This window comes from Vreelandella subglaciescola (assembly GCF_900142895.1).
Lineage (GTDB): Bacteria > Pseudomonadota > Gammaproteobacteria > Pseudomonadales > Halomonadaceae > Vreelandella > Vreelandella subglaciescola.
The window spans coordinates 1,616,086-1,634,865 of record NZ_LT670847.1; the positions used below are offsets into that span (position 1 = coordinate 1,616,086).

Below are 18,780 nucleotides of genomic sequence, written 5' to 3' on the forward strand. Positions count from 1 at the left end.
TTAGTGAATGCGCCGGGTAAAACGGCTCAGGCGGTTGATGCTTTTTTGCGTCGCCGCTCGCCCACCATCGACTCCCAGATCATGCCGATGGCCCCCAGCGTAATGCCGATGTCGGCCACGTTAAACGCCGGATAGTACCAGCCGGCGGCGTGGAACGAGAGAAAGTCCACCACGTAGCCGTGTACCAGGCGGTCAAACAGGTTGCCCAGCGCCCCGCCGATAATCAGCGCCAGCGACACGGCGAGGCGCTTTTCATCGGTTTTCAGGCGCCACAGCCAGATGCTCAGCCCCACGCAGGCGCCCACGGCAATGGCGGCAAACAGCCAGCGTTGCCAGCCGGGATGGCTGGCCAGAAAACTGAACGCCGCGCCGGGGTTGTGCAACAGCGTCAGGTTAAAAAACGCCGTCACTTCTACCGGTTGAGCATAGCCCAGCAGGCTGCTGGCGGCGTATTTGGTGGCCAGATCCAGCGCCAATACGGCGAGCGACAGCCACAGCCAGCGCATGGGGCGCTGCATGGGAGCCGGTTCTTTTGCGTGTGTCGCCGCGTGTTTAGGCATAGTAACGAGTCTCGCCTTCGCCCTCGGGCAGGTTGCTGATGCAGCGCCCGCACAGGTCGGCGTGCTCGGCGTGCGCGCCGACGTCCGGGCGGTGGTGCCAGCAGCGCTCGCACTTGGCGTTGGCGCTGACACTGACTGCTACTTTCAGCCCCTCAAGCTCGGTGGCTTCGGCCTCGTGAGCCTCCGCCAGCGGCTTGAGCGTGACTTCACTGGTGAGCATCACAAAGCGCAGTTCGTCGCCCAGACGGGTAAGCGTGGCGTGGAGCGCGTCGTCGACGTAAAGCGTGACCTCGGCGGCAAGGCTACCCTTGATGACCTTGGCGTTGCGCGCGTCTTCCAGGCATTTGTTGACCGCGTTTTTGACCTCGAGAAGCTGCGCCCAGAACGCGCGGCCCATGTCGGCGTCGTCGGAAAGCGTCTCAAGCCCGGTGTAATACTCTTCCAGCAGCACGCTGTCGCCGCGCTCGCCGGGAATGTGCTCGAAGATTTCTTCGGCGGTGAACGACAGAATCGGCGCGATCCAGCGCGATAGCGCCTGTACCACGTGGTACAGCGCGGTTTGCGCGCTGCGGCGTGCCAGCGAATCGGTTTGCGTGGTGTACTGGCGATCCTTGATCACGTCGAGGTAGAAGCCGCCCAGCTCGCCGGCGCAGAAGCCGTGCACCTGCTGGTAAACATCGAGGAAACGGTACTCGTCGAAGGCCGTTTCGATGCGTGCCTGAAGCTGCGCGGCGCGGTCTACCACCCAGCGGTCGAGCGCCAGCATGTCGTCAAACGCCACGGCATCTTTGCTGGGATCAAAGCCGTTAAGGTTGGAAAGCAGGAAGCGCGAAGTGTTGCGAATACGGCGGTAAACGTCGGCGGTGCGCTTGAGGATTTCATCCGAGACGGCCATCTCGCCCGAGTAGTCGGTGGAGGCGACCCACAGGCGCAGGATATCGGCGCCGAGCTTGTCCATCACCTGCTGCGGAGCGACCACGTTGCCCGTGGACTTGGACATCTTGTGGCCCTTGGCATCCACGGTGAAGCCGTGGGTCAACAGCTCGCGGTACGGCGGATGGCCATCGATGGCGCAGCCGGTCAGCAGCGACGAATGGAACCAGCCGCGGTGCTGGTCCGAGCCTTCCAGGTACAGATCGGCCCGCGGGCCGCTTTCGTGGCCGTGAGGGTGCGAGCCGCGCAGCACGTGGCGGTGCGTGGTACCGGAGTCAAACCAGACGTCGAGAGTGTCAGTGACCTTTTCGTAGTCGTCGGCTTCAGCGCCCAAAAGCTCCGCCGGCTCAAGGGCAAACCAGGCATCGATGCCGCCCTGCTCTACGCGCTTGGCCGCTTCTTCGATCAGCCCCACGGTGCGCGGGTGCAGCTCGCCGGTTTGCTTGTGCAGAAACAGCGGGATCGGCACGCCCCAGTTACGCTGGCGGGAAATGCACCAGTCCGGGCGATTGGCGATCATCGCGTGCAGGCGTGCCTGCCCCCAGCCCGGGGTAAACGCCGTGGCATCAACGCCTTCGAGCGCACGTTCGCGCAGCGTTTTGCCGTCTTTACCGGCAACGTCCATGCCCACAAACCACTGCGCCGTGGCGCGGTAGATCACCGGCGTTTTGTGGCGCCAGCAGTGCATGTAGCTGTGGGTAATGGGCGTGTGCGCCAACAGCGCGTCTTCTTCGCGCAGCTTCTCGACAATGTTGGGATTGGCCTTCCAGATCATCTGCCCGCCGAAAAACTCAAGGTCATCGGCGTACACGCCGTTGCCCTGCACCGGGTTGAGCATGTCGTCAAAGCTCATGCCGTGATCGCGGCAGGTCAAAAAGTCATCCATGCCGTAGGACGGCGCCGAGTGCACGATACCGGTGCTGCCCACGTCGCATTCGACGTAGTCGGCCAGATAAATCGGTGCCAGCCGCGCGTAAAGCGGGTGACGAAAGCGGATCAGATCCAGCGCCTTGCCCTGCGCCGTGGCGATCACGTCGCCCTGCAGACCGAAACGCGCCAGGCAGCTTTCCACCAGCTCTTCGGCGAGCAGCAGCAAGCGGCTGCCGGTATCGACCAGCGCGTAGGTGAAGTCGGGATGAACGTTGAGCGCCTGGTTGGCGGGGATCGTCCAGGGCGTGGTGGTCCAGATGGCCACTGCCGCGGGTTTGCCAAGCTCGCTCAAACCGAACGCGGCGGCGAGTTTATCGGCATCTTCCACGGGAAACGCGACGTCAATGGCGTCGGATTTCTTGTCAGCGTATTCCACTTCGGCTTCGGCCAGCGCCGAGCGGCAGTCAAAGCACCAGTTGACCGGCTTCAGGCCCTTGAACACGTAGCCGGTTTCGACCATCTCGCCCAGCGTGCGGATCTCGCCGGCTTCGTTGGCGTAATCCATGGAGCGATAGGGGTTGTCCCAGTCGCCGATCACGCCGAGGCGGACAAAGTCGGCCAGCTGGGTTTCGATCTGCGCGCCGGCGTATTCGCGGCACAGGCCGCGTGCATGGGCAGGCTCCAGATTCTTGCCGTGGGTGGTTTCGACCTTGTGCTCAATGGGCAGGCCGTGGCAGTCCCAACCCGGCACGTAGGGTGCATCAAAGCCCGCCAGGTTTTTCGACTTGACGATGATGTCCTTGAGAATCTTGTTGACGGCGTGACCGATATGGATGCTGCCGTTGGCGTAGGGAGGGCCATCGTGGAGCACAAACAGCGGCCGGCCCGCGCGCGACTGGCGCAGGCGCGAGTAAATACCCAGATCCTGCCACTGCGACACGCGCCCCGGCTCGCGCTTGGGCAACATACCGCGCATGGGAAAATCGGTTTCAGGCAGGTTTAGCGTGTGCTTATAATCCATAGTCCGGTCAGCCGTCGTTAGCATCAGCGGCATTACCCGCCGAGGAAGAGTCAAAAGAGGAAGAATCAGAAGAAGCCGCCTCACGCCCAAGCGGGGCCGAGGCCAGCGGTAAAGCGTCGTTCTCATCAATGGCGGCATCGGTCAGGTAACGCCGTGCGCACGCTTGATCCCGGGCAATCTGGGCTTTCAGTGCGGCAAAATCGTCGAACTTGACCTCGCCGCGCAGCCTGGCGCAGGGGTACGCCGTCATCCGCTGCCCGTATAAGTCGCCGCTAAAATCAAACAGATGCACCTCAAGGGTGGGGCGTTTGGCGCCGACCGTCGGGCGAAAGCCCACGTTGGCAACGCCTGGGTAGCGCGCGCCGTTTTCAAGCTCGGCCACCACGGCAAAAACGCCGCGCAGCGTTAACGGCTGCGACAACAGCGGTAAATTGGCCGTGGGGGCGCCGATGGTGCGCCCCAGCTGCTGGTCGCGCACCACGCGCCCGTCAAGCGAATACGCTCGCCCCAAAAGCCGCGCCGTACCGATAAAGTTGCCGCTCGCCAGCAACGTGCGCACCCGCGTGCTGGAAACGCGCTCGCCGTCTACGTCAAAGCTGCGGGTGTGCTCAACGCCAAACCCGCTCTCGCGGCCGGCGGTTTTCAGCAGGGTAAAATCGCCGCGCCGATCGCAGCCAAAGCGGAAGTCGTCGCCGACGACCAAGTGCTTGATGCCCAGTCCTTCGAGCAGTACCTGATCGATAAATTCGCGGCCGGTCAGGCTGCGCAGCGCGTCGTTAAACGGCAGGCAGAGCACTTGGTCAACGCCGTGACCCCGCAGCAGGCGGACTTTTTCACGCAGCCGGGTTAGCCGTGGCGGCGCTTGCTCACCGGCAAAAAACTCCCGCGGCTGGGGCTCGAACACCACTACAGTCAGTGGCACCCCTAGGCGTGCGGCGTGTTCGCGGCACTGCTGCAAGATCGCCTGATGGCCACGATGCACGCCGTCAAAATTACCGATGGTTGCCACGCAACCCCGGTGAGACGCCTGTATATTGTGCAAACCTCGTATGACGCGCATGCCACCCCAGCCGTTGATTGTCGCCGAATACACGTTCGGCGCGTAAAACCACCGATTATAACCAACCCCGCGCGGTGATGTCGGCCTCGGGTTGGTTTATCGCTAACCGCGCATGGTCAAATGCCGCGGCCTGAGCCCCAAAAGCGCCAGCCAGACAAAGTAAATGCCGGCACCAACCCCCACCAGCAGAGCAACCCAGGCCGCGCGCTGGGCCAGGCCGAAATCAAACCATGCCTGCACCCCGGGGGCCAGCGCAAACAGCGCGGCGGCCATCAACCCGCCACCGCCAACCAGCTGCACGGCAAAACGCCGCCAGCCGGGCTGAAAGGTCAGCACGCCCTGCTTACGCAGCAGCCAGGCCAGCAGCCCGGCATTCAAAAAGGCCGAAAGCGCGGTGGCCAGCGCCAAGCCCGCGTGCGCCAGCGGCCAGATCAGCATCAGGTTAAGCGCCATATTGGCCACCATGGCGACAATACCCACCTTGACCGGCGTTTTGGTGTCCTGGCGGGCAAAAAAGCCCGGTGCCAGCACTTTGATCAGCATGAACGCCGGCAGCCCGACGGCGTAGGCCCGCAGGCTCATTGCCGCCATGTGGATATCCTGCTCGGTCATCGCGCCGTAGTGAAACAGCGTGATCAGAAGCGGCTCAGCGAGTACCACAAGCGCCAACGCCGCCGGCAGCCCCAACAGCAACACCAGGCGGATCGCCCAGTCGAGCATCGCCGAAAAATGCGTTTTTGACTGCTCGGTATGACGCCTGGAAAGCGCGGGCAGAATCACCGTGCCGATGGCCACCCCGAATACGCCCAGCGGCAGCTCCACCAAGCGGTCGGAATAGTACAGCCACGACACGCTGCCGGCGGTCAACAGTGAGGCCAGCACGGTATCCAGCAGCAGGTTGATCTGCGATACCGAGACGCCAAACAGCGCCGGCGCCATCAGCTTTAAAATACGCTTGACGCCGGGGTGAGAAAAGTTCGGCCACGGCGCGGGCAACAGCCCCAGCCGCCACAAGAACGGCACCTGAAACGCCAGCTGCGCGACCCCCGCAATCAGCACGCCCCACGCTAACGCCATGGCCGGCGCCTGCATCAGCGGCATTAACACAAGGGCGGCGCCAATCAGCGATAGGTTCAGCAGCACCGGGGTAAACGCCGGCACGGCAAAACGGCTATAGGTGTTTAATACGCTGCCGGAAAACGCCGTCAGCGAAATCAGCAGCAAATACGGGAACGTCAGCCGCAGCATATCCGTGGTTAGCGCGAGTTTTTCGGGGTCGCGGCCAAAGCCCGGCGCAAATAGCCACACCAGCCACGGCGCGGCGAGCATGGCAAACGCCGTCAGCAGCGCTAGCATCGCGCTTAGGCTGCCGGCGGTGGCGTTCAACAGCTCGCGGACCTCACGGCGGGTGCGCTGGGTGGAGTACTCCGACAGCACCGGCACAAAGGCCTGATTAAACGCCCCTTCGGCAAACAGGCGGCGCAGAAAATTGGGAATCTTGAAGGCAACAAAAAACGCATCCGCCCCGCCGCCTGCGCCCAGCAGCGCCGCTATCACCACGTCGCGCGCAAGCCCCATGACCCGTGAAAGCATGGTCATAGCGCTGACCACCAGCCCCGAGCCCATAAGCCCTCTGCGCGCCGGCGGTGCGGTATCGTTTGCCGATGTGTCTGTGCTCATCGCTTGTTTTCCACGCTGGGTCTGTCTGGCGGTATTGTCACTGACCCGTTTACCGGACACAAAAAAACCGGCCGCAGCCGGTTTTTTTGAGGCGTCTGCCGACTTACGCCGCCAGTGCCTTAATGCGCTTGTTCAAGCGGCTCTTCAGGCGTGCGGCCTTTTTCTTGGACAGCACGTCTTTGTCGGCGATGCGGTCGATGACCGGCTGCGCCGCCTGGAAAGCTTCCATCGACTTGGTGTGATCACCGGTGCCGATCGCTTTGATGACGCGCTTAACGTAGGTACGCACCATGCTGCGCTGTCCGGATTTCAGGACGCGACGTTGCTCGGCCTGACGGGCGCGCTTGCGGGCTTGCTTGGTGTTCGCCACAGGGTATCTCCTTAGAGAATAGGGTTGCCGTTTAACGACAACAGTTTAACTCGATGTTCGCCGCGTGTGCGGCGTTGCGTAATTCCGCTATAGTTGGCGGACGCTTCGTCTCGCCAAAAGCTGTAACAGGCAAGGCGCTTGGCCGCCTGTTTACACGGGTATGTCTGAGAGGTGGCGTATTCTAGCACGCACTTTTCTGGCTGGCTAGCGCTGCCAGAACATGAAAAAAGCCCGCCATTCCGGCGGGCCCTCGTTCAGACGTACCTTACAAGGCGTACCGGCGGACGTTAGTTCTTGCCGCTGCTCATCTGGCTAAGCGCATCGAACTGCTGGGTCAGGTAGGAGCTTGTCTGGTTCATCTGCGCCACCATGCCGTCAAGCTGGCTGAACTGCGTGCGGTAGCGCGCCACGGTGCGATCCACGGACTGTTCCATGCGGTCATAGCGCTGGCCCAACGAATCGATGCGGTTTTCAGCGCTGCTGATCGCCCCATTCACCGAGCCGTTATCGCTCAGCATCTGACCCACCGAGCCTTCCAGCCGCGCGGCAAAGCCGTCGCTGTCATCCACGCCGGCAAAAAAGTCGGACAGCGCCTGCTGATCGCTGGACAGCACGTCATCGAGCTTGTCGCTATCCACCGACAGGCTACCGTCAACCTCCAGCGAAATGCCGATGTCGCTGAGCATCGAGAAGTCGCTGCCGGCATTGCCCATACCGCCCACTACGTTGCGCAGGCTTGATTCCACCATGCGCACAGTGCTGTCACCGTTGAGCTCGCCGGCCTGGCCGGTTTCCGCATTGAACGAGGTCAGCTTGCCGGTGGTTTCTTTAAGGTCGTTATAGGCATCGACAAAACCGGTGACGGCCTCGCGCACGGCCAGGGTGTCCTGCTCGACGGTGACGGTGCTCTCGCCTTCTTCTTTGAGGTTGAGCGTGACGCCCTGAATGGCGTCTTCAACCTGGTTGTTGGCGCTGGTAATGCCGATACCGTTCACCGTCAGTGAAGCATCGGTGCCGGCCTGCAGCGTGCCGCCATCTGCCACGAGGGCGTCATCGGCCGAAATGGTCGCATCACCATCGAATGAGAAGCCGCTGATTGAGGCATCCGCCCCGGTTTCCCGGGAGCTTAACGCCAGCCGGTAGCCGGTGCCGTCGTTGATGATGGAAGCGTTAACGCCGGATTCCTCATCGGCGTTGATCGCATCGCGGACGTCTTCCAGGGTGCTTCCCGCCTCAATGGCCACGGTCTTGTCGGGGCCGCTACCAAAACTTAGCGTCATCTCCTGGGCGCTTGCCGCGACCTCGTCGGTCGGGTCGCCGGTGCTGTTGCCCGAGGCCAGGGTGCCGCGGGTGGCCAGCGTCTCCACGTTGATCTGATAGCCGCCGGGCATGGCGTTTTTATCCGCCGCCGCGCCAACAGAGTCGCCGCTGGTGCTGGCCGAAAGGCTGGAGTAAAGATCGCCGCTGTTAAGCGTTTCCGCCGCGTCCTGCAGCTTGGAAAGCGCCCCCTTCAGCTGGCCGAATGCCGTGATCTTGGTGTCCTCGGTCTTGATCTGGCGCTCAATCGGCGCCAGCTTTTCCCGCTCGGCATCCTTGAGCTGATCAAGCAGGCCGTTAAGGTCAAGCCCCGAGCCGATACCTAACGATGAAATCGTACCCATAATTCAAGCCATCCTTTCATAGGGCAGCGACCCCGCGAAGTAATCGTTGTGACGTGTCGCGCCGCGTGAATTCGCCATGAAGACGTTCTCTGTACCGTATTATTTCGGTCGCTTGACGATTAACTTGACCCGTTTTAAGTATGTTTATGAAAGGTTATGTAAAAACAAGAAACAAACCACCATCAATACGCAGGCGACATCGAGACGAACCCCCAGATATACGCTAAAGCCCTTTGCATGACCATACCCATAAAGGATAACTTGCTAAAAAACCACGCAATCAAAGGGTTATTACCGCCTATCGTTCGCTTTTCTGACATATTTTCTTGCCTGCCTAACTGTTAGCCTAACAGCACGCTAATATGCTTTCTATTGATGTCCGGCCGTAAGGAATAACGTCGTCATGAACCAGCTGCCCATGCCTCTGCGCCAGCCGCGATCCCTTCGCCGCTGGCCTTTTTTGTTGCTTGTGCCCCTGCTGCTTGTCAGCCTGCCCGGCTGGGCAATGACCGGCGAGCTCAATCTGACCAGCACGGGCGTGGGCCTGTTTGCCGTGGCGATTTTCGTGCTGGCGTATGTATTGGTCATCGCCGAAGAAAAGATTCACATGCGCAAATCCAAACCGGTGCTGATCGCCGCCGGCATTATCTGGGGGCTGGTGGGCTGGGTCTACGTACAAAACGGCATGTCCGAGGCCTCGGAGCATGCATTTCGCATGACGCTGCTGGAATTTACCGAGCTGATGCTGTTTTTGCTGGTGGCGATGACCTACATCAACGCCATGGAAGAGCGGCGCGTCTTCGACAAGCTGCGCTCATGGATGCTGCTCAAGGGGTTCAACTACAAGACGCTGTTCTGGCTCACCGGCGGGCTGGCCTTCGTGCTCTCGCCCATTGCCGACAACCTGACCACCGCGCTGTTGATGTGCGCGGTGGTCACCAAAGTGGCCGAAGGCGACAAGCGCTTTATCAACCTGGCCTGCATCAACATCGTGATTGCCGCCAACGCCGGCGGCGCCTTCAGCCCGTTTGGCGATATCACCACACTGATGGTATGGCAGGCGGGGCTGGTGGAGTTTCAGCAGTTTTTCGTCCTGTTTTTGCCCGCGTTGGTCAACTTCCTGGTACCCGCGGTGATCATGAGCCTGTTCATTAAAGACGCCAAACCCGAAAGCGTCCATGAAGACGTCTGGCTCAAGCGCGGCGCGCGGCGCATTGTGCTGCTGTTTTTACTCACCATTGTTACCGCGGTGCTGTGCCATACGCTGCTGCACTTGCCGCCGGTGCTGGGCATGATGACCGGGCTTGGCTACCTGCAGTTTTTTGGCTACTACCTGCGCCGCAGCCTGCCACGCTCGCTGGAACGCAAACGCGAACGCTACAGCCGCCGGGGCGATGACAAAAAACTCGCCCAGCTGGGCAGCGTTGTGCCCTTCGACGTCTTCAGCCGCGTGGCACGCGCCGAGTGGGATACGCTGCTGTTCTTCTACGGCGTGGTGATGTGCGTCGGCGGGCTGGGCTTCATGGGTTACCTGGGGCTGCTGTCAGAGGCGCTTTACGGCGGCTGGGACGCTACCTGGGCGAATATTACGCTCGGTGTGGTATCGGCACTGGTGGACAACATTCCGGTCATGTTTGCGGTACTGACCATGGAACCGGAGATGTCACAGGGGCACTGGCTGCTGATTACGCTGACCGCCGGCGTGGGCGGCAGCCTGCTGTCCATTGGATCGGCAGCGGGGGTCGCCGTCATGGGGCAGGCGCGAGGCGCCTACACCTTCATGGGGCATTTGCGCTGGATGCCGGTTATTGCTCTCGGCTACATCGCCAGCATTCTGGTGCACCTGTGGCTGAACGCCGGTACCTTTGCCGCAGCCTAGCGCCCTTCTGTCAGCCAGGCAGGCTTAACGGGCCGGCGCGTTCGACCACGCGCTGCCAGGCGGCGTCGGCCTCAATACGCTGGATAAACGCGGCAATGGCCGGATAGTCGTCCAGCGGGCGCGTCATTGAGAGCGCCTGCAGCGGAAAGCTCATCTGAATATCCGCACCGCTGGGCCAGGACGAGGCAAACTGGCCGTGCTCAGCCAGATACGCCTCGATCATCGCCATGTGCCGGGCCAGCTGCGGCGCCAGAAAGCGCTGATTCACGGTTTTGTGAATGCCCCGGGCAATGGGTTTGATCAGCCACGGTGACTGCTTGGGCAGCTGGCCGAATACCAGCTGCATCACCAGCAACGGCATCAGCGAGCCTTCGGCGTAGTGCAACCAGTAGCGGTAGTCGACCCACCCTCGCGTATCCCCGGCGCCGGGCTGGCAGCGCCCTTCGCCATAGCACGCCAGTAAGTACTCGATAATCGCGCCGGATTCGGCCACCGTTTGTTCGCCGTCGGTAATCACCGGCGACTTGCCCAGCGACTGGATGCGCCTGAGCGATTCGGGCGCCAGCTGGGTCTCCGGATCGCGCTGGTACTCTACCAGCTCGTAGTCAAGCGCCAGGGTTTGGCAGACTCAACCTGCAAGTGCAACACAGTCCCGCATGAACCTGCCAGGATGAGTCCATGAGCCGACATTACCAGCACCTGAACGCGACCGAGCGGGCCATGATCCGTTTGCTTGATGACGACGGTAAATCTGTCCGTGAGATTGCCCGTCGTATCGGTCGAAGTGCGTCGACCGTCAGCCGGGAACGATGCCGTGGACACGACGATGACCAGCGAAATGGCTCGTCACGAGGAGCTCGCCCGCCGGCTGAACATGACCATCTGGTTTGCCGATCCACATGCCCCGTGGCAGCGCGGCAGCAACGAGAACACGAACGGCCTGCTCCGCCAGTTCCTGCCCAAAGGCACCGACCTGAGCCACGTAACGCAGACCCAGTTCAACGACATCGCCGAGCTGATGAACAATCGCCCTCGCAAGACCCTCGACTTCAAAACACCCAATGAAGTCATGGCCGAAGAGCTAAATCAAACCGCCAGGGAGTGTTGCGCTTGATCTTTGAGACCAAGTGATTGACTCGGCGGATCATCATGTCGGTATCGGTGATGAACGTGGCCTGGCCGGTATCAAAGGCCACCGACATCAGGCGCAGCTCGTTTTCCTGTTCACAGCGGCGGGTAATATCTTCCTTGACGGTGACGAAGCTGACAATCTCACCGGCGGTATTTTTCACCGGGGTGATGGTTTGCGCTTCCCAGTAAAGCTCACCGCTTTTGCGCCGATTCAACAGCTCACCCTGCCACACCTTGCCTTCGCGCAGCGTCGTCCAGAGCTCGTCATAGACGACATCAGGCGTCATGCCCGACTGGATCAGCGCCGGCGTCTGGCCCAGCAGCTCATCGCGGTCGTAGCCGGTCACATCCAGAAAACACTGATTGACGAATTCGATATGGCCGCTTGCATCGGTGATCGCCGTCGCCACGGGGCTTTGCTCCACGGCAATATAAAATTGCTCGAAGCGCTTACCCACGTCTGCTTCGCCGCTGCTGAATGCCTGATGCAGGGATGGTTCCATCATCGCCGTTGCTCTCCTGTTGCGCCAAGACCCTGGAAACAGGTTGGTAAGGGGATGATAGCTAACCGTAGTTGAGTGTAAGCGTCAAACATAAGGACCAGGTCTTTTTAGCCCTGTTATTCAGCCACGCGTTGATGCAGGTCAATTACGTGGTTGCTGGTCTGCATGGCCGTCTGGACGTCCGCAGCGGCGCGTCTCTCCACGAACAGGCTGTTACCGGGAATTTTCTTGGCCTGATGTTTGAGCTCGGAAAGCTCGGAGGCAATATCCAGCGGCTGATAGCCGGTGCCAGGCTCAACCGGCTTGACCGCGACGGAGAGGCTGACAAAAGGCACAAAAAGCGCCTCACCCTGACGGTTGTCGGTTTTAATCCCGCCCCGTTGCCGGTCGGCCTCGGCATAAAAGGTCGGCGCAATTTTTTCAAAGCAGCGCAATACCTGATGTATCGCCTGCTCCCAGTGCGCCAGAGGAAGCAGCAGCATGAAGTCGTCACCACCGATATGACCAATGAAGCCGCCGGCGCTTTCGCCCTGTGCCTGCAGCAGACGTGCCAGCGACACGATGACCTGATCACCGCGTGCGTAACCGTACACATCGTTGAGCGCCTTGAAGCTGTCCAGATCCACGTAGACAGCGGCAAAGCCTTCGTCCCGCGCCAGATACTGGCCTAGCGTTTCCTGAATCAGGATATTGCCGGGCAACCCGGTCAGCGGGTTGGCGTGGCGTGCCTGACGCACCTGCACCGCGGTAATTTCGCGCAACAAATCAATAATGCTGCCCATGCCCAGATAGGCGCCGTCGTTTTCCACGATCACGAAATCTTCCTGCTCGATATCATGACGTTCGGTCAACTTCTGGCTTAGCGCATCCAGCGGGGTATCCGCTCTGGCCACCAGCATGTGCGTATCCATCACGTCGAGCACTTGCGTTCGGGCATAAAGCGAGTGGCTGAACGGGTTGGTAAACAACGCCAGAAAGCTGCTGCGACGCAGCACGCCGATAGGCTGATCATCGGCGACAACGGCCACACAGCGCAGGCTTGAATGGCGTTGAAAGCGTTCGAGCCAATGAGCTTCTTGCGCCGTCATACAGGACTCCGTGTCAGCGGGTGCTTGTGCCCAAAGCCTGCACGTCATGCATGACAGCACCGTGACGCGTGCAGCCGGCGCTCGGGCTTCAGCCGTCAGTAACATCATGATCACCAGCGCGATATGCTGCGATTTGCCAGCGCGCGGTGCGAACGTCAAGATCAGCGTGAGCGGACACGGTGTAAAAAGCAGGGATAATATCCGCCACCAGCAGGCAAGGGAGAGGCTCAAGGTGACACTATCGAAAGTGACGTTATCGAAGATGAGATTATCGCAGCAAGTGCCGCCTGCAACCCTTGAAGGCGTCGACGATACGCTGACGGCGCCGGCGCTGCGCGATATGGCCTGGCTGCTGCACGCGCCCGACCTCGTCATCCTGCCCGGCTACGCCGGCCGCCCCGATAACCGGGCACTGGGGTTTACGCCACACGGCACGCTGGCCGCCTGGCTTGGCCACCACGCGGCCAGCCTGGCAGAGCAGCCATGGGGCGGGCTGCACCGTGCCCGCATGGGGCATTATCACGAGCGGCTGTGGCACTACCTGCTTGACCATGCGCCGGACACGCGGCTGCTGGCGCGCAACGTGCGGGTATTCCAGCGGCGCAACACGCTGGGCGAGCTGGACATGCTCTACCGCACGCGCCGCGACCCGGCACCGGTGCATCTGGAAGTGGCGATCAAGTTCTATCTGGGACTGCCCGAGGGGCCCGGCGCAGCAGCAAGCCCGAGCCGCTGGATTGGCCCCGGCGGCATCGACAGCCTGGCGCGCAAATCCGCGCACATGGCGCGTCATCAACTGGCGTTTTCGGCCGGCACGGCCGCGCGTCAGACCCTGCGCCACTGGCTGGCGCCGCGAGACAGCGGCGAAACCCTGCCCCCGCTGCGCCCGCAATTTGCCATGCCGGGCGTGCTTTTCTACCCCTGGCACGCCACGCTGCCGGCGCCCGAGGGCAGTACGCCGGATCATCATCGCGGGCTCTGGTGCTACGCCCAAGACTGGCCGGCGCTGCGGGCATCGTTGGGCGAAATTGCGCTAGGCGCATGGTTGCCCAAACCCTGCTGGCTGGCACCGCCGCCGCTGACTCACTTTACCCCGCTGGATGAGGCCGCCAACACCGCGTTGGCACGACTTGAGGAGCGGCCCGTGCCCCAGCAGCTAATGGTTTACGCACCGGAGACGCGGCGTACCCGGCGCGTCTTTATCGTGCCCAACGACTGGCCACGGCAGATTCCATTGCCGCCCGTTCCTCATTGGTCTGGCTAATCAGGCAAGCGCATTACCACGAGGTTATCGCGGTGAATCAGCGAGCGTGCTTCGACGTAGCCCAGCAGCGCCTCGATCTGGTGGCTGGGCTGACCCTTCAGTTTGCGCGCCTCGGCCGCGCCGTAGTTGATCAGTCCCTTGGCCACCAGCGCACCCTGTTCGTCCACGCAGGCGACCATATCGCCGCGGCGAAACGTCCCCTGCACCTCGCGCACGCCCACCGCCAGCAGACTTGAACCACGCTCGCGCAGCACCTTGATGGCGCCGGCATCCAGCGTCAGCGTGCCGCGCACCTGCAGCTGGCCGGCCAGCCAGCGCTTGCGCGCCGCCAGCGGTGCATGCACGGGGCGCAGCAGCGTACCCAGCGTCTCGCCATCCAGCAGCCGCGTGAGGACGTCGGGCTGGCGACCGCTGGCGATCACCGTCACCGCGCCGGAACGCGCGGCCAGCTTGGCGGCGCGTATCTTGGTACTCATGCCGCCCCGCCCCAGCGCGCCGCCGCCACCGGCGACAGCCGCCAGGCGCGGGTCATCGGCGCGGCCTTCGGCGATCAGCCCGGCACCGGGGTCGTGGCGCGGGTCGGCGTCAAACAGCCCTTCCTGATCGGTGAGCAGCAACAGCGCGTCGGCCTCAAGCAGGTTGGCGACCAGCGCGCCCAGGGTGTCGTTATCACCAAAGCGGATTTCATCGGTAACCACGGTGTCGTTTTCATTGATGACCGGCACCACGCGCATGTCGACCAGCGTGCGCAGCGCCGACAGCGCGTTCAGGTAACGCTTGCGGTTGGACAGGTCATCGTGAGTCAGCAGGATTTGCGCGGTGAGAATATCGTGGCGGGCAAAATGCTGCTCGTAGCTCTGAGTCAGGCCGTTTTGCCCTACCGCTGCCGCCGCTTGAAGCTCGTGCACCTCGCTGGGCCGCGCCTGCCAGCCCAACCGCAGCATGCCGGCAGCCACGGCGCCGGACGACACCAGCACAACGTCAACGCCGCGACGGTGCAGCGCAGCAATCTGGTCGACCCAGCGACCAATGGCCATCTCATCCAGCCCGCGACCGTCGTTGGTCAACAGCGAGCTGCCGATTTTCACCACCACCCGCCGCGCCTGGCCAAGCGCCTCGCGCCCGGGCTCCTGCTCATTGCTCACTGCGTCGCTCCTTGCCTGTCAGCCGGCGTTAAACGTTGCGTCGCTCTCAAGAGCCGTTCTCAAGAGCCGTTCTCAAGAGCCTAGGGCGCGTATTCTACCTCAACGTCGTAATCGTCATCGTCGAAGTCATCGTCATCATCGTCGTGACGCTTGCGCTTGCGGCCGAGGCGGGCTTCGGTGCGCTCTACCGATTCGGCTTCCATGCGCCGACGCACGTCCTGTTCGCGGGCGTGGGCCTGCTCGTCTTCGTGCTCCACGCGCTGCTGTTCGGCCAGCCAGCGATACACCGTCTGTACCATCGGCTGGGTGCCGTCCTTGCTGATGGCCGAGAGGCAAAAGACCGGGCCTTCCCAACCCAGCGCGTCAATAATCTCTTTGGCGCGGGCGTCGCGTTCGTCTTCGGGCAGCAGGTCAAACTTGTTGAGCACCAGCCAGCGCGGGCGTTCGGCCAGCGCGGGGGAGAACTGCTCCAGCTCGCGTACGATCGCCCTGGCGGACTCCACCGGGTCGGTCTCGTCAAAGGGCGCGACGTCGACCACGTGCAGCAGCAGACGTGTGCGCGTGAGGTGCTTCAAAAAGCGCAGCCCCAGCCCCGCGCCGTCCGACGCGCCTTCGATCAGCCCCGGCACGTCGGCCATCACGAAGTGCTCGTGCAGCCCGATCTTGACCACGCCAAGGTTCGGCACCAGCGTGGTAAACGGATAGTTGGCGACCTTGGGTTTGGCCGCCGATACCGCGCGAATCAGCGTGGACTTGCCGGCGTTGGGCATGCCCAGCAGCCCGACATCCGCCATGACCTTCATTTCAAAGCGCAGGTTGCGCCGCGTGCCTTCGGTGCCCGACGTGGTGCGCCGCGGTGCGCGGTTGGTCGACGACTTGAAGTGAATGTTGCCCAGCCCGCGGCGGCCGCCTTCGGCGACCAACACGACCTGGCCGATCTCGGTCACATCGGCGATCACCTCAAGGGTGTCTTCGTCGATCACCGTGGTGCCCACCGGCACTTTCACGTGCAGATCATCGCCGGCGCGGCCACTCATCTGGCGCCCCATACCGCCTTGGCCGTTTTGCGCCTTGTAGAAACGCTGGAACTTGAAATCAATCAGCGTATTCAGGGCGTCATCACCAATCAGGTGGACGCTGCCGCCGTGGCCACCGTCGCCACCGTCAGGCCCGCCCTTGGGCACGTACTTTTCGCGGCGAAAGCTCATACAGCCGTTGCCGCCATTTCCCGCCTCGACAATTACCGAGGCTTCATCGAGAAACTGCATGGAAGTTGCTCCTGGCCGCTCTCGCCGCCGGTTATCACAATGGATGCCCAGACGGGCACCGCTTATGCATTTTGTTGCGGCCTGCGCCATGCTGCAACAGGTGTCTTGGCAGACCGTTGGCAGACAGGAAGGTGCGCAGACAAAAAAGCCCCGCCGTGGCGGGGCTTTTTGTTCGCTGGCAGGCGTTTCGCTTAAGCAGAAACGACGCTGACGAACTTGCGGTTTTTCGGGCCTTTGGTCTCAAACTTGATCACGCCTTCGCCCAGGGCGAACAGCGTGTGGTCTTTACCAATGCCAACGCCGTTGCCAGCGTGAAATTTCGTGCCGCGCTGGCGCACGATGATGTTGCCCGGCGCTGCGGCCTGGCCACCAAAGAGCTTCACGCCAAGGCGTTTGGATTCACTATCGCGACCGTTACGCGTGGAGCCGGCTGCTTTCTTATGTGCCATGGATCAAATCCTCCTTAAGGGACAGTAACCGCTTACGCGGAAATTCCGGTGATTTTGACTTCGGTGAACCACTGACGATGGCCCTGACGGGTCATGCTGTGCTTCCGGCGACGGAACTTGATGATCGTGATTTTATCACCGCGACCGTGATCAACGATCTCTGCCGCCACTTTAGCGCCGTCGACCAACGGAGCGCCAATTTTCACGTCGTCGCCGTCGGCAACCATCAGCACTTCGTCAAACTCGATGGTTTCGCCGGTGGGAAGTTCCAGCTTCTCGAGCTTCAGCGTCTGGCCTTCCTGAACGCGGTACTGTTTGCCACCGCTTTTGATTACTGCGTACATGTCTCTCTCCGGAACGGATCATGATGGCGGCGCGCCCTCAGGCACGGCCGCCGCGCTCATCGCGCCTGGCTCTTGTTCGATACGCGCACAATCGACCTGCGGCGAGTGGCGCCCCTTTCGGCAGCCATCTGACAGGGAGCATGACAAGCGGGTCGCGTATTATAGCGATGCTCGCGGGTGAGCACAACCGTTCGCCAAAATCAACCGCGCGCACCGGCGCCGCCGCCCCATACCGCATCGCCGCCGCCTTGACGCTCAACCACCGCCCCCATAGCATGAGCGGCATTGTCTTGTTGACTGCTTTACTTCACCCCTTGCCGCGATGAATGGAATCCATGACCACCGACACCCCCGTTTCAACGCCTGCCCATTCATCACCGCTGCACGCCGCGGTGGCCGATGACTTTGCTGCGGTCAACCGCACCATCGCCGAACAACTCAGCTCCAAAGTGCCGCTGGTCGAGGCCATCAGCGGCTACATCGTCAAAAGCGGCGGCAAGCGCCTGCGCCCGCTGCTGGTGCTGCTGGCCGCGCGCGCGCTGGGCTACGGCAGTGAACAGCACGGGGGCAACAAGCACGTCACGCTGGCCACGCTGATCGAGTTCATGCACACCTCAACGCTGCTGCACGACGACGTGGTGGATGAATCGCACCTGCGCCGGGGCAAGCAAACCGCCAACGATGCCTGGGGCAACGCGCCTTCCGTGCTGGTGGGCGATTTTCTCTACTCGCGTTCGTTCCAGATGATGGTCGACGTGGGCTCGATGCGCATCATGGCGATTTTATCGGCGGCCACCTGCATCATCGCCGAAGGCGAAGTGCAGCAGCTGACCAACATCGGCAACCCGGCCATTACCGAGGACGACTACTTCGCCACTATTCAGGGCAAAACCGCGCAGCTGTTCGAAGCCGCCTCGCAAAGCGGCGCGGTGATCGCCGAGGCCACCCCGGAGCAGGAAGAGGCACTCAAGCTTTATGGCCGCTATCTGGGGCTGGCCTTTCAGCTGGTGGATGATTTGCTCGACTATCAGGGCGACGCCAAGGCCATGGGCAAAAACGTCGGCGACGATCTGGCCGAAGGCAAGCCTACCCTGCCGCTGCTGCGCGCCATGGAAAAAGGCACGCCCGAACAGGCCAAGCTCATTCGCCAGGCCATTCGCAAGGGCGGGCTGGATCAGCTTGACGCCGTGCTCGAGATCGTCCGCACCACCGGCGCGCTGGACTACACCCGCGAACGCGCCGAAGAAATGGCCGCCAAGGCGCTCGCCCAGCTCGACGCACTGCCGCCCAGTGAATTCCGCGACACCATGGAAAAACTCGCCCACGCGGCGGTCGAACGCCAGACCTGAGGGCGTGCTGTGCAAAAGAAGGCTTGAAACACCGCCTTCAACGGCGTACTATCCTCCACCGTTGAAGGCCGAAACGGCTTACAACACATCGGAATATAGCTCAGCTTGGTAGAGCGCTGCCTTCGGGAGGCAGAGGTCGTAGGTTCGAATCCTGCTATTCCGACCAGACAAGATAAAAAGGGCTTACGTTAACGCGTAAGCCTTT

The 18,780-nt window shown here is 61.9% G+C and carries 15 protein-coding genes, 1 tRNA gene and 3 pseudogenes; 6 read left to right on the plus strand and 13 right to left on the minus strand.

Translation table 11 applies throughout. The features are described 5' to 3' along the window. Positions 1-26: 26 nt before the first annotated feature. From lspA to fliD, 6 genes are all read right to left on the minus strand, one after another. Positions 27-518 (minus strand): signal peptidase II, encoded by a 492-nt coding sequence (gene lspA / locus B5495_RS07490; RefSeq protein ID WP_231897130.1) that lies wholly within the window; start codon positions 516-518, stop codon positions 27-29. Between the two features lie 34 nt (positions 519-552). After that, positions 553-3,384, minus strand: coding sequence for an isoleucine--tRNA ligase (gene ileS, locus B5495_RS07495; protein ID WP_172824540.1), 2,832 nt, complete (start codon positions 3,382-3,384; stop codon positions 553-555). Positions 3,385-3,391: 7 nt separating this feature from the next. Next, complete coding sequence (ribF, locus tag B5495_RS07500; protein WP_079552621.1) at positions 3,392-4,444, minus strand: bifunctional riboflavin kinase/FAD synthetase; 1,053 nt, start codon at positions 4,442-4,444, stop codon at positions 3,392-3,394. A 102-nt stretch (positions 4,445-4,546) separates the two neighbouring features. After that, positions 4,547-6,124, minus strand: coding sequence for a murein biosynthesis integral membrane protein MurJ (gene murJ / locus B5495_RS07505; RefSeq protein ID WP_079552623.1), 1,578 nt, complete (start codon positions 6,122-6,124; stop codon positions 4,547-4,549). Between the two features lie 103 nt (positions 6,125-6,227). Next, positions 6,228-6,494: a 30S ribosomal protein S20 gene (rpsT, locus tag B5495_RS07510; RefSeq protein WP_079552625.1), complete on the minus strand. Its 267-nt coding sequence runs from the start codon at positions 6,492-6,494 to the stop codon at positions 6,228-6,230. Positions 6,495-6,781: 287 nt separating this feature from the next. Beyond that, positions 6,782-8,155, minus strand: coding sequence for a flagellar filament capping protein FliD (fliD, locus tag B5495_RS07515; RefSeq protein ID WP_079552627.1), 1,374 nt, complete (start codon positions 8,153-8,155; stop codon positions 6,782-6,784). A gap of 403 nt (positions 8,156-8,558) precedes the next feature. Here fliD and nhaD point away from each other — a divergent pair, with 403 nt between their 5' ends. Continuing rightward, positions 8,559-10,034 carry a sodium:proton antiporter NhaD gene (nhaD, locus tag B5495_RS07520; protein WP_079552629.1) on the plus strand — a complete coding sequence of 492 codons (1,476 nt, stop codon included), beginning with the start codon at positions 8,559-8,561 and terminating at the stop codon, positions 10,032-10,034. Positions 10,035-10,044: 10 nt separating this feature from the next. On the opposite strand, the pseudogene B5495_RS07525 reads toward nhaD, so the two are convergent. Beyond that, positions 10,045-10,656: pseudogene (locus B5495_RS07525) on the minus strand (glutathione S-transferase N-terminal domain-containing protein); the annotation flags it as partial. Between the two features lie 56 nt (positions 10,657-10,712). On the opposite strand from B5495_RS07525, the pseudogene B5495_RS15120 reads away from it, so the two are divergent. Both B5495_RS15120 and B5495_RS14805 read left to right on the plus strand, forming a co-directional pair. Continuing rightward, a pseudogene (locus B5495_RS15120) lies at positions 10,713-10,829 on the plus strand (helix-turn-helix domain-containing protein); the annotation flags it as partial. Between the two features lie 40 nt (positions 10,830-10,869). Next, positions 10,870-11,148, plus strand: a pseudogene (locus B5495_RS14805) (IS30 family transposase); the annotation flags it as partial. Here the strand turns inward: B5495_RS14805 and B5495_RS07535 are convergent. Both B5495_RS07535 and B5495_RS07540 read right to left on the minus strand, forming a co-directional pair. Further along, positions 11,102-11,671, minus strand: a complete 570-nt coding sequence (locus B5495_RS07535; protein ID WP_079552634.1) for a PAS domain-containing protein — start codon at positions 11,669-11,671, stop codon at positions 11,102-11,104. The pseudogene B5495_RS14805 and the gene B5495_RS07535 overlap by 47 nt on opposite strands. Positions 11,672-11,784: 113 nt before the next feature. Continuing rightward, a complete protein-coding gene (locus B5495_RS07540; protein ID WP_331712874.1) occupies positions 11,785-12,756 on the minus strand; it encodes a GGDEF domain-containing protein in 972 nt (323 codons plus the stop codon). Between the two features lie 262 nt (positions 12,757-13,018). On the opposite strand from B5495_RS07540, the gene B5495_RS07545 reads away from it, so the two are divergent. Then, positions 13,019-14,020, plus strand: coding sequence for a DUF1853 family protein (locus B5495_RS07545; RefSeq protein WP_079552637.1), 1,002 nt, complete (start codon positions 13,019-13,021; stop codon positions 14,018-14,020). On the opposite strand, the gene proB is transcribed toward B5495_RS07545, so the two are convergent. From proB to rplU, 4 genes are all read right to left on the minus strand, one after another. Beyond that, a complete protein-coding gene (gene proB / locus B5495_RS07550; protein ID WP_079552639.1) occupies positions 14,017-15,165 on the minus strand; it encodes a glutamate 5-kinase in 1,149 nt (382 codons plus the stop codon). The genes B5495_RS07545 and proB overlap by 4 nt on opposite strands. A gap of 80 nt (positions 15,166-15,245) precedes the next feature. Continuing rightward, complete coding sequence (gene cgtA, locus B5495_RS07555) at positions 15,246-16,433, minus strand: Obg family GTPase CgtA (protein WP_079552641.1); 1,188 nt, start codon at positions 16,431-16,433, stop codon at positions 15,246-15,248. A gap of 191 nt (positions 16,434-16,624) precedes the next feature. After that, on the minus strand, positions 16,625-16,882 hold the full coding sequence (rpmA, locus tag B5495_RS07560; RefSeq protein WP_079552643.1) for a 50S ribosomal protein L27: 258 nt from the start codon (positions 16,880-16,882) through the stop codon (positions 16,625-16,627). A 32-nt stretch (positions 16,883-16,914) separates the two neighbouring features. Continuing rightward, complete coding sequence (gene rplU / locus B5495_RS07565) at positions 16,915-17,226, minus strand: 50S ribosomal protein L21 (protein WP_079552645.1); 312 nt, start codon at positions 17,224-17,226, stop codon at positions 16,915-16,917. 335 nt (positions 17,227-17,561) lie between these two features. Here rplU and ispB point away from each other — a divergent pair, with 335 nt between their 5' ends. Together ispB and B5495_RS07575 are read left to right on the plus strand one after the other, a co-directional pair. Further along, a complete protein-coding gene (ispB, locus tag B5495_RS07570; protein ID WP_422821992.1) occupies positions 17,562-18,575 on the plus strand; it encodes an octaprenyl diphosphate synthase in 1,014 nt (337 codons plus the stop codon). 89 nt (positions 18,576-18,664) lie between these two features. Next, positions 18,665-18,741 (plus strand) — tRNA-Pro (locus B5495_RS07575). Positions 18,742-18,780 lie beyond the last annotated feature (39 nt).

What these genes read in the sequence shown, in the direction of transcription:
- B5495_RS07540 (WP_331712874.1), bottom strand. Translation starts at nt 12,756, where the DNA reads ATGACGGCGCAAGAAGCTCATTGGCTCGAACGCTTTCAACGCCATTCA.
- B5495_RS07545 (WP_079552637.1), top strand. Translation starts at nt 13,019, where the DNA reads ATGAGATTATCGCAGCAAGTGCCGCCTGCAACCCTTGAAGGCGTCGAC.
- ispB (WP_422821992.1), top strand. Translation starts at nt 17,562, where the DNA reads ATGACCACCGACACCCCCGTTTCAACGCCTGCCCATTCATCACCGCTG.
- ileS (WP_172824540.1), bottom strand. Translation starts at nt 3,384, where the DNA reads ATGGATTATAAGCACACGCTAAACCTGCCTGAAACCGATTTTCCCATG.
- rplU (WP_079552645.1), bottom strand. Translation starts at nt 17,226, where the DNA reads ATGTACGCAGTAATCAAAAGCGGTGGCAAACAGTACCGCGTTCAGGAA.
- lspA (WP_231897130.1), bottom strand. Translation starts at nt 518, where the DNA reads ATGCAGCGCCCCATGCGCTGGCTGTGGCTGTCGCTCGCCGTATTGGCG.
- cgtA (WP_079552641.1), bottom strand. Translation starts at nt 16,433, where the DNA reads ATGCAGTTTCTCGATGAAGCCTCGGTAATTGTCGAGGCGGGAAATGGC.
- nhaD (WP_079552629.1), top strand. Translation starts at nt 8,559, where the DNA reads ATGAACCAGCTGCCCATGCCTCTGCGCCAGCCGCGATCCCTTCGCCGC.
- ribF (WP_079552621.1), bottom strand. Translation starts at nt 4,444, where the DNA reads ATGCGCGTCATACGAGGTTTGCACAATATACAGGCGTCTCACCGGGGT.
- B5495_RS07535 (WP_079552634.1), bottom strand. Translation starts at nt 11,671, where the DNA reads ATGATGGAACCATCCCTGCATCAGGCATTCAGCAGCGGCGAAGCAGAC.
- fliD (WP_079552627.1), bottom strand. Translation starts at nt 8,155, where the DNA reads ATGGGTACGATTTCATCGTTAGGTATCGGCTCGGGGCTTGACCTTAAC.
- rpmA (WP_079552643.1), bottom strand. Translation starts at nt 16,882, where the DNA reads ATGGCACATAAGAAAGCAGCCGGCTCCACGCGTAACGGTCGCGATAGT.
- murJ (WP_079552623.1), bottom strand. Translation starts at nt 6,124, where the DNA reads ATGAGCACAGACACATCGGCAAACGATACCGCACCGCCGGCGCGCAGA.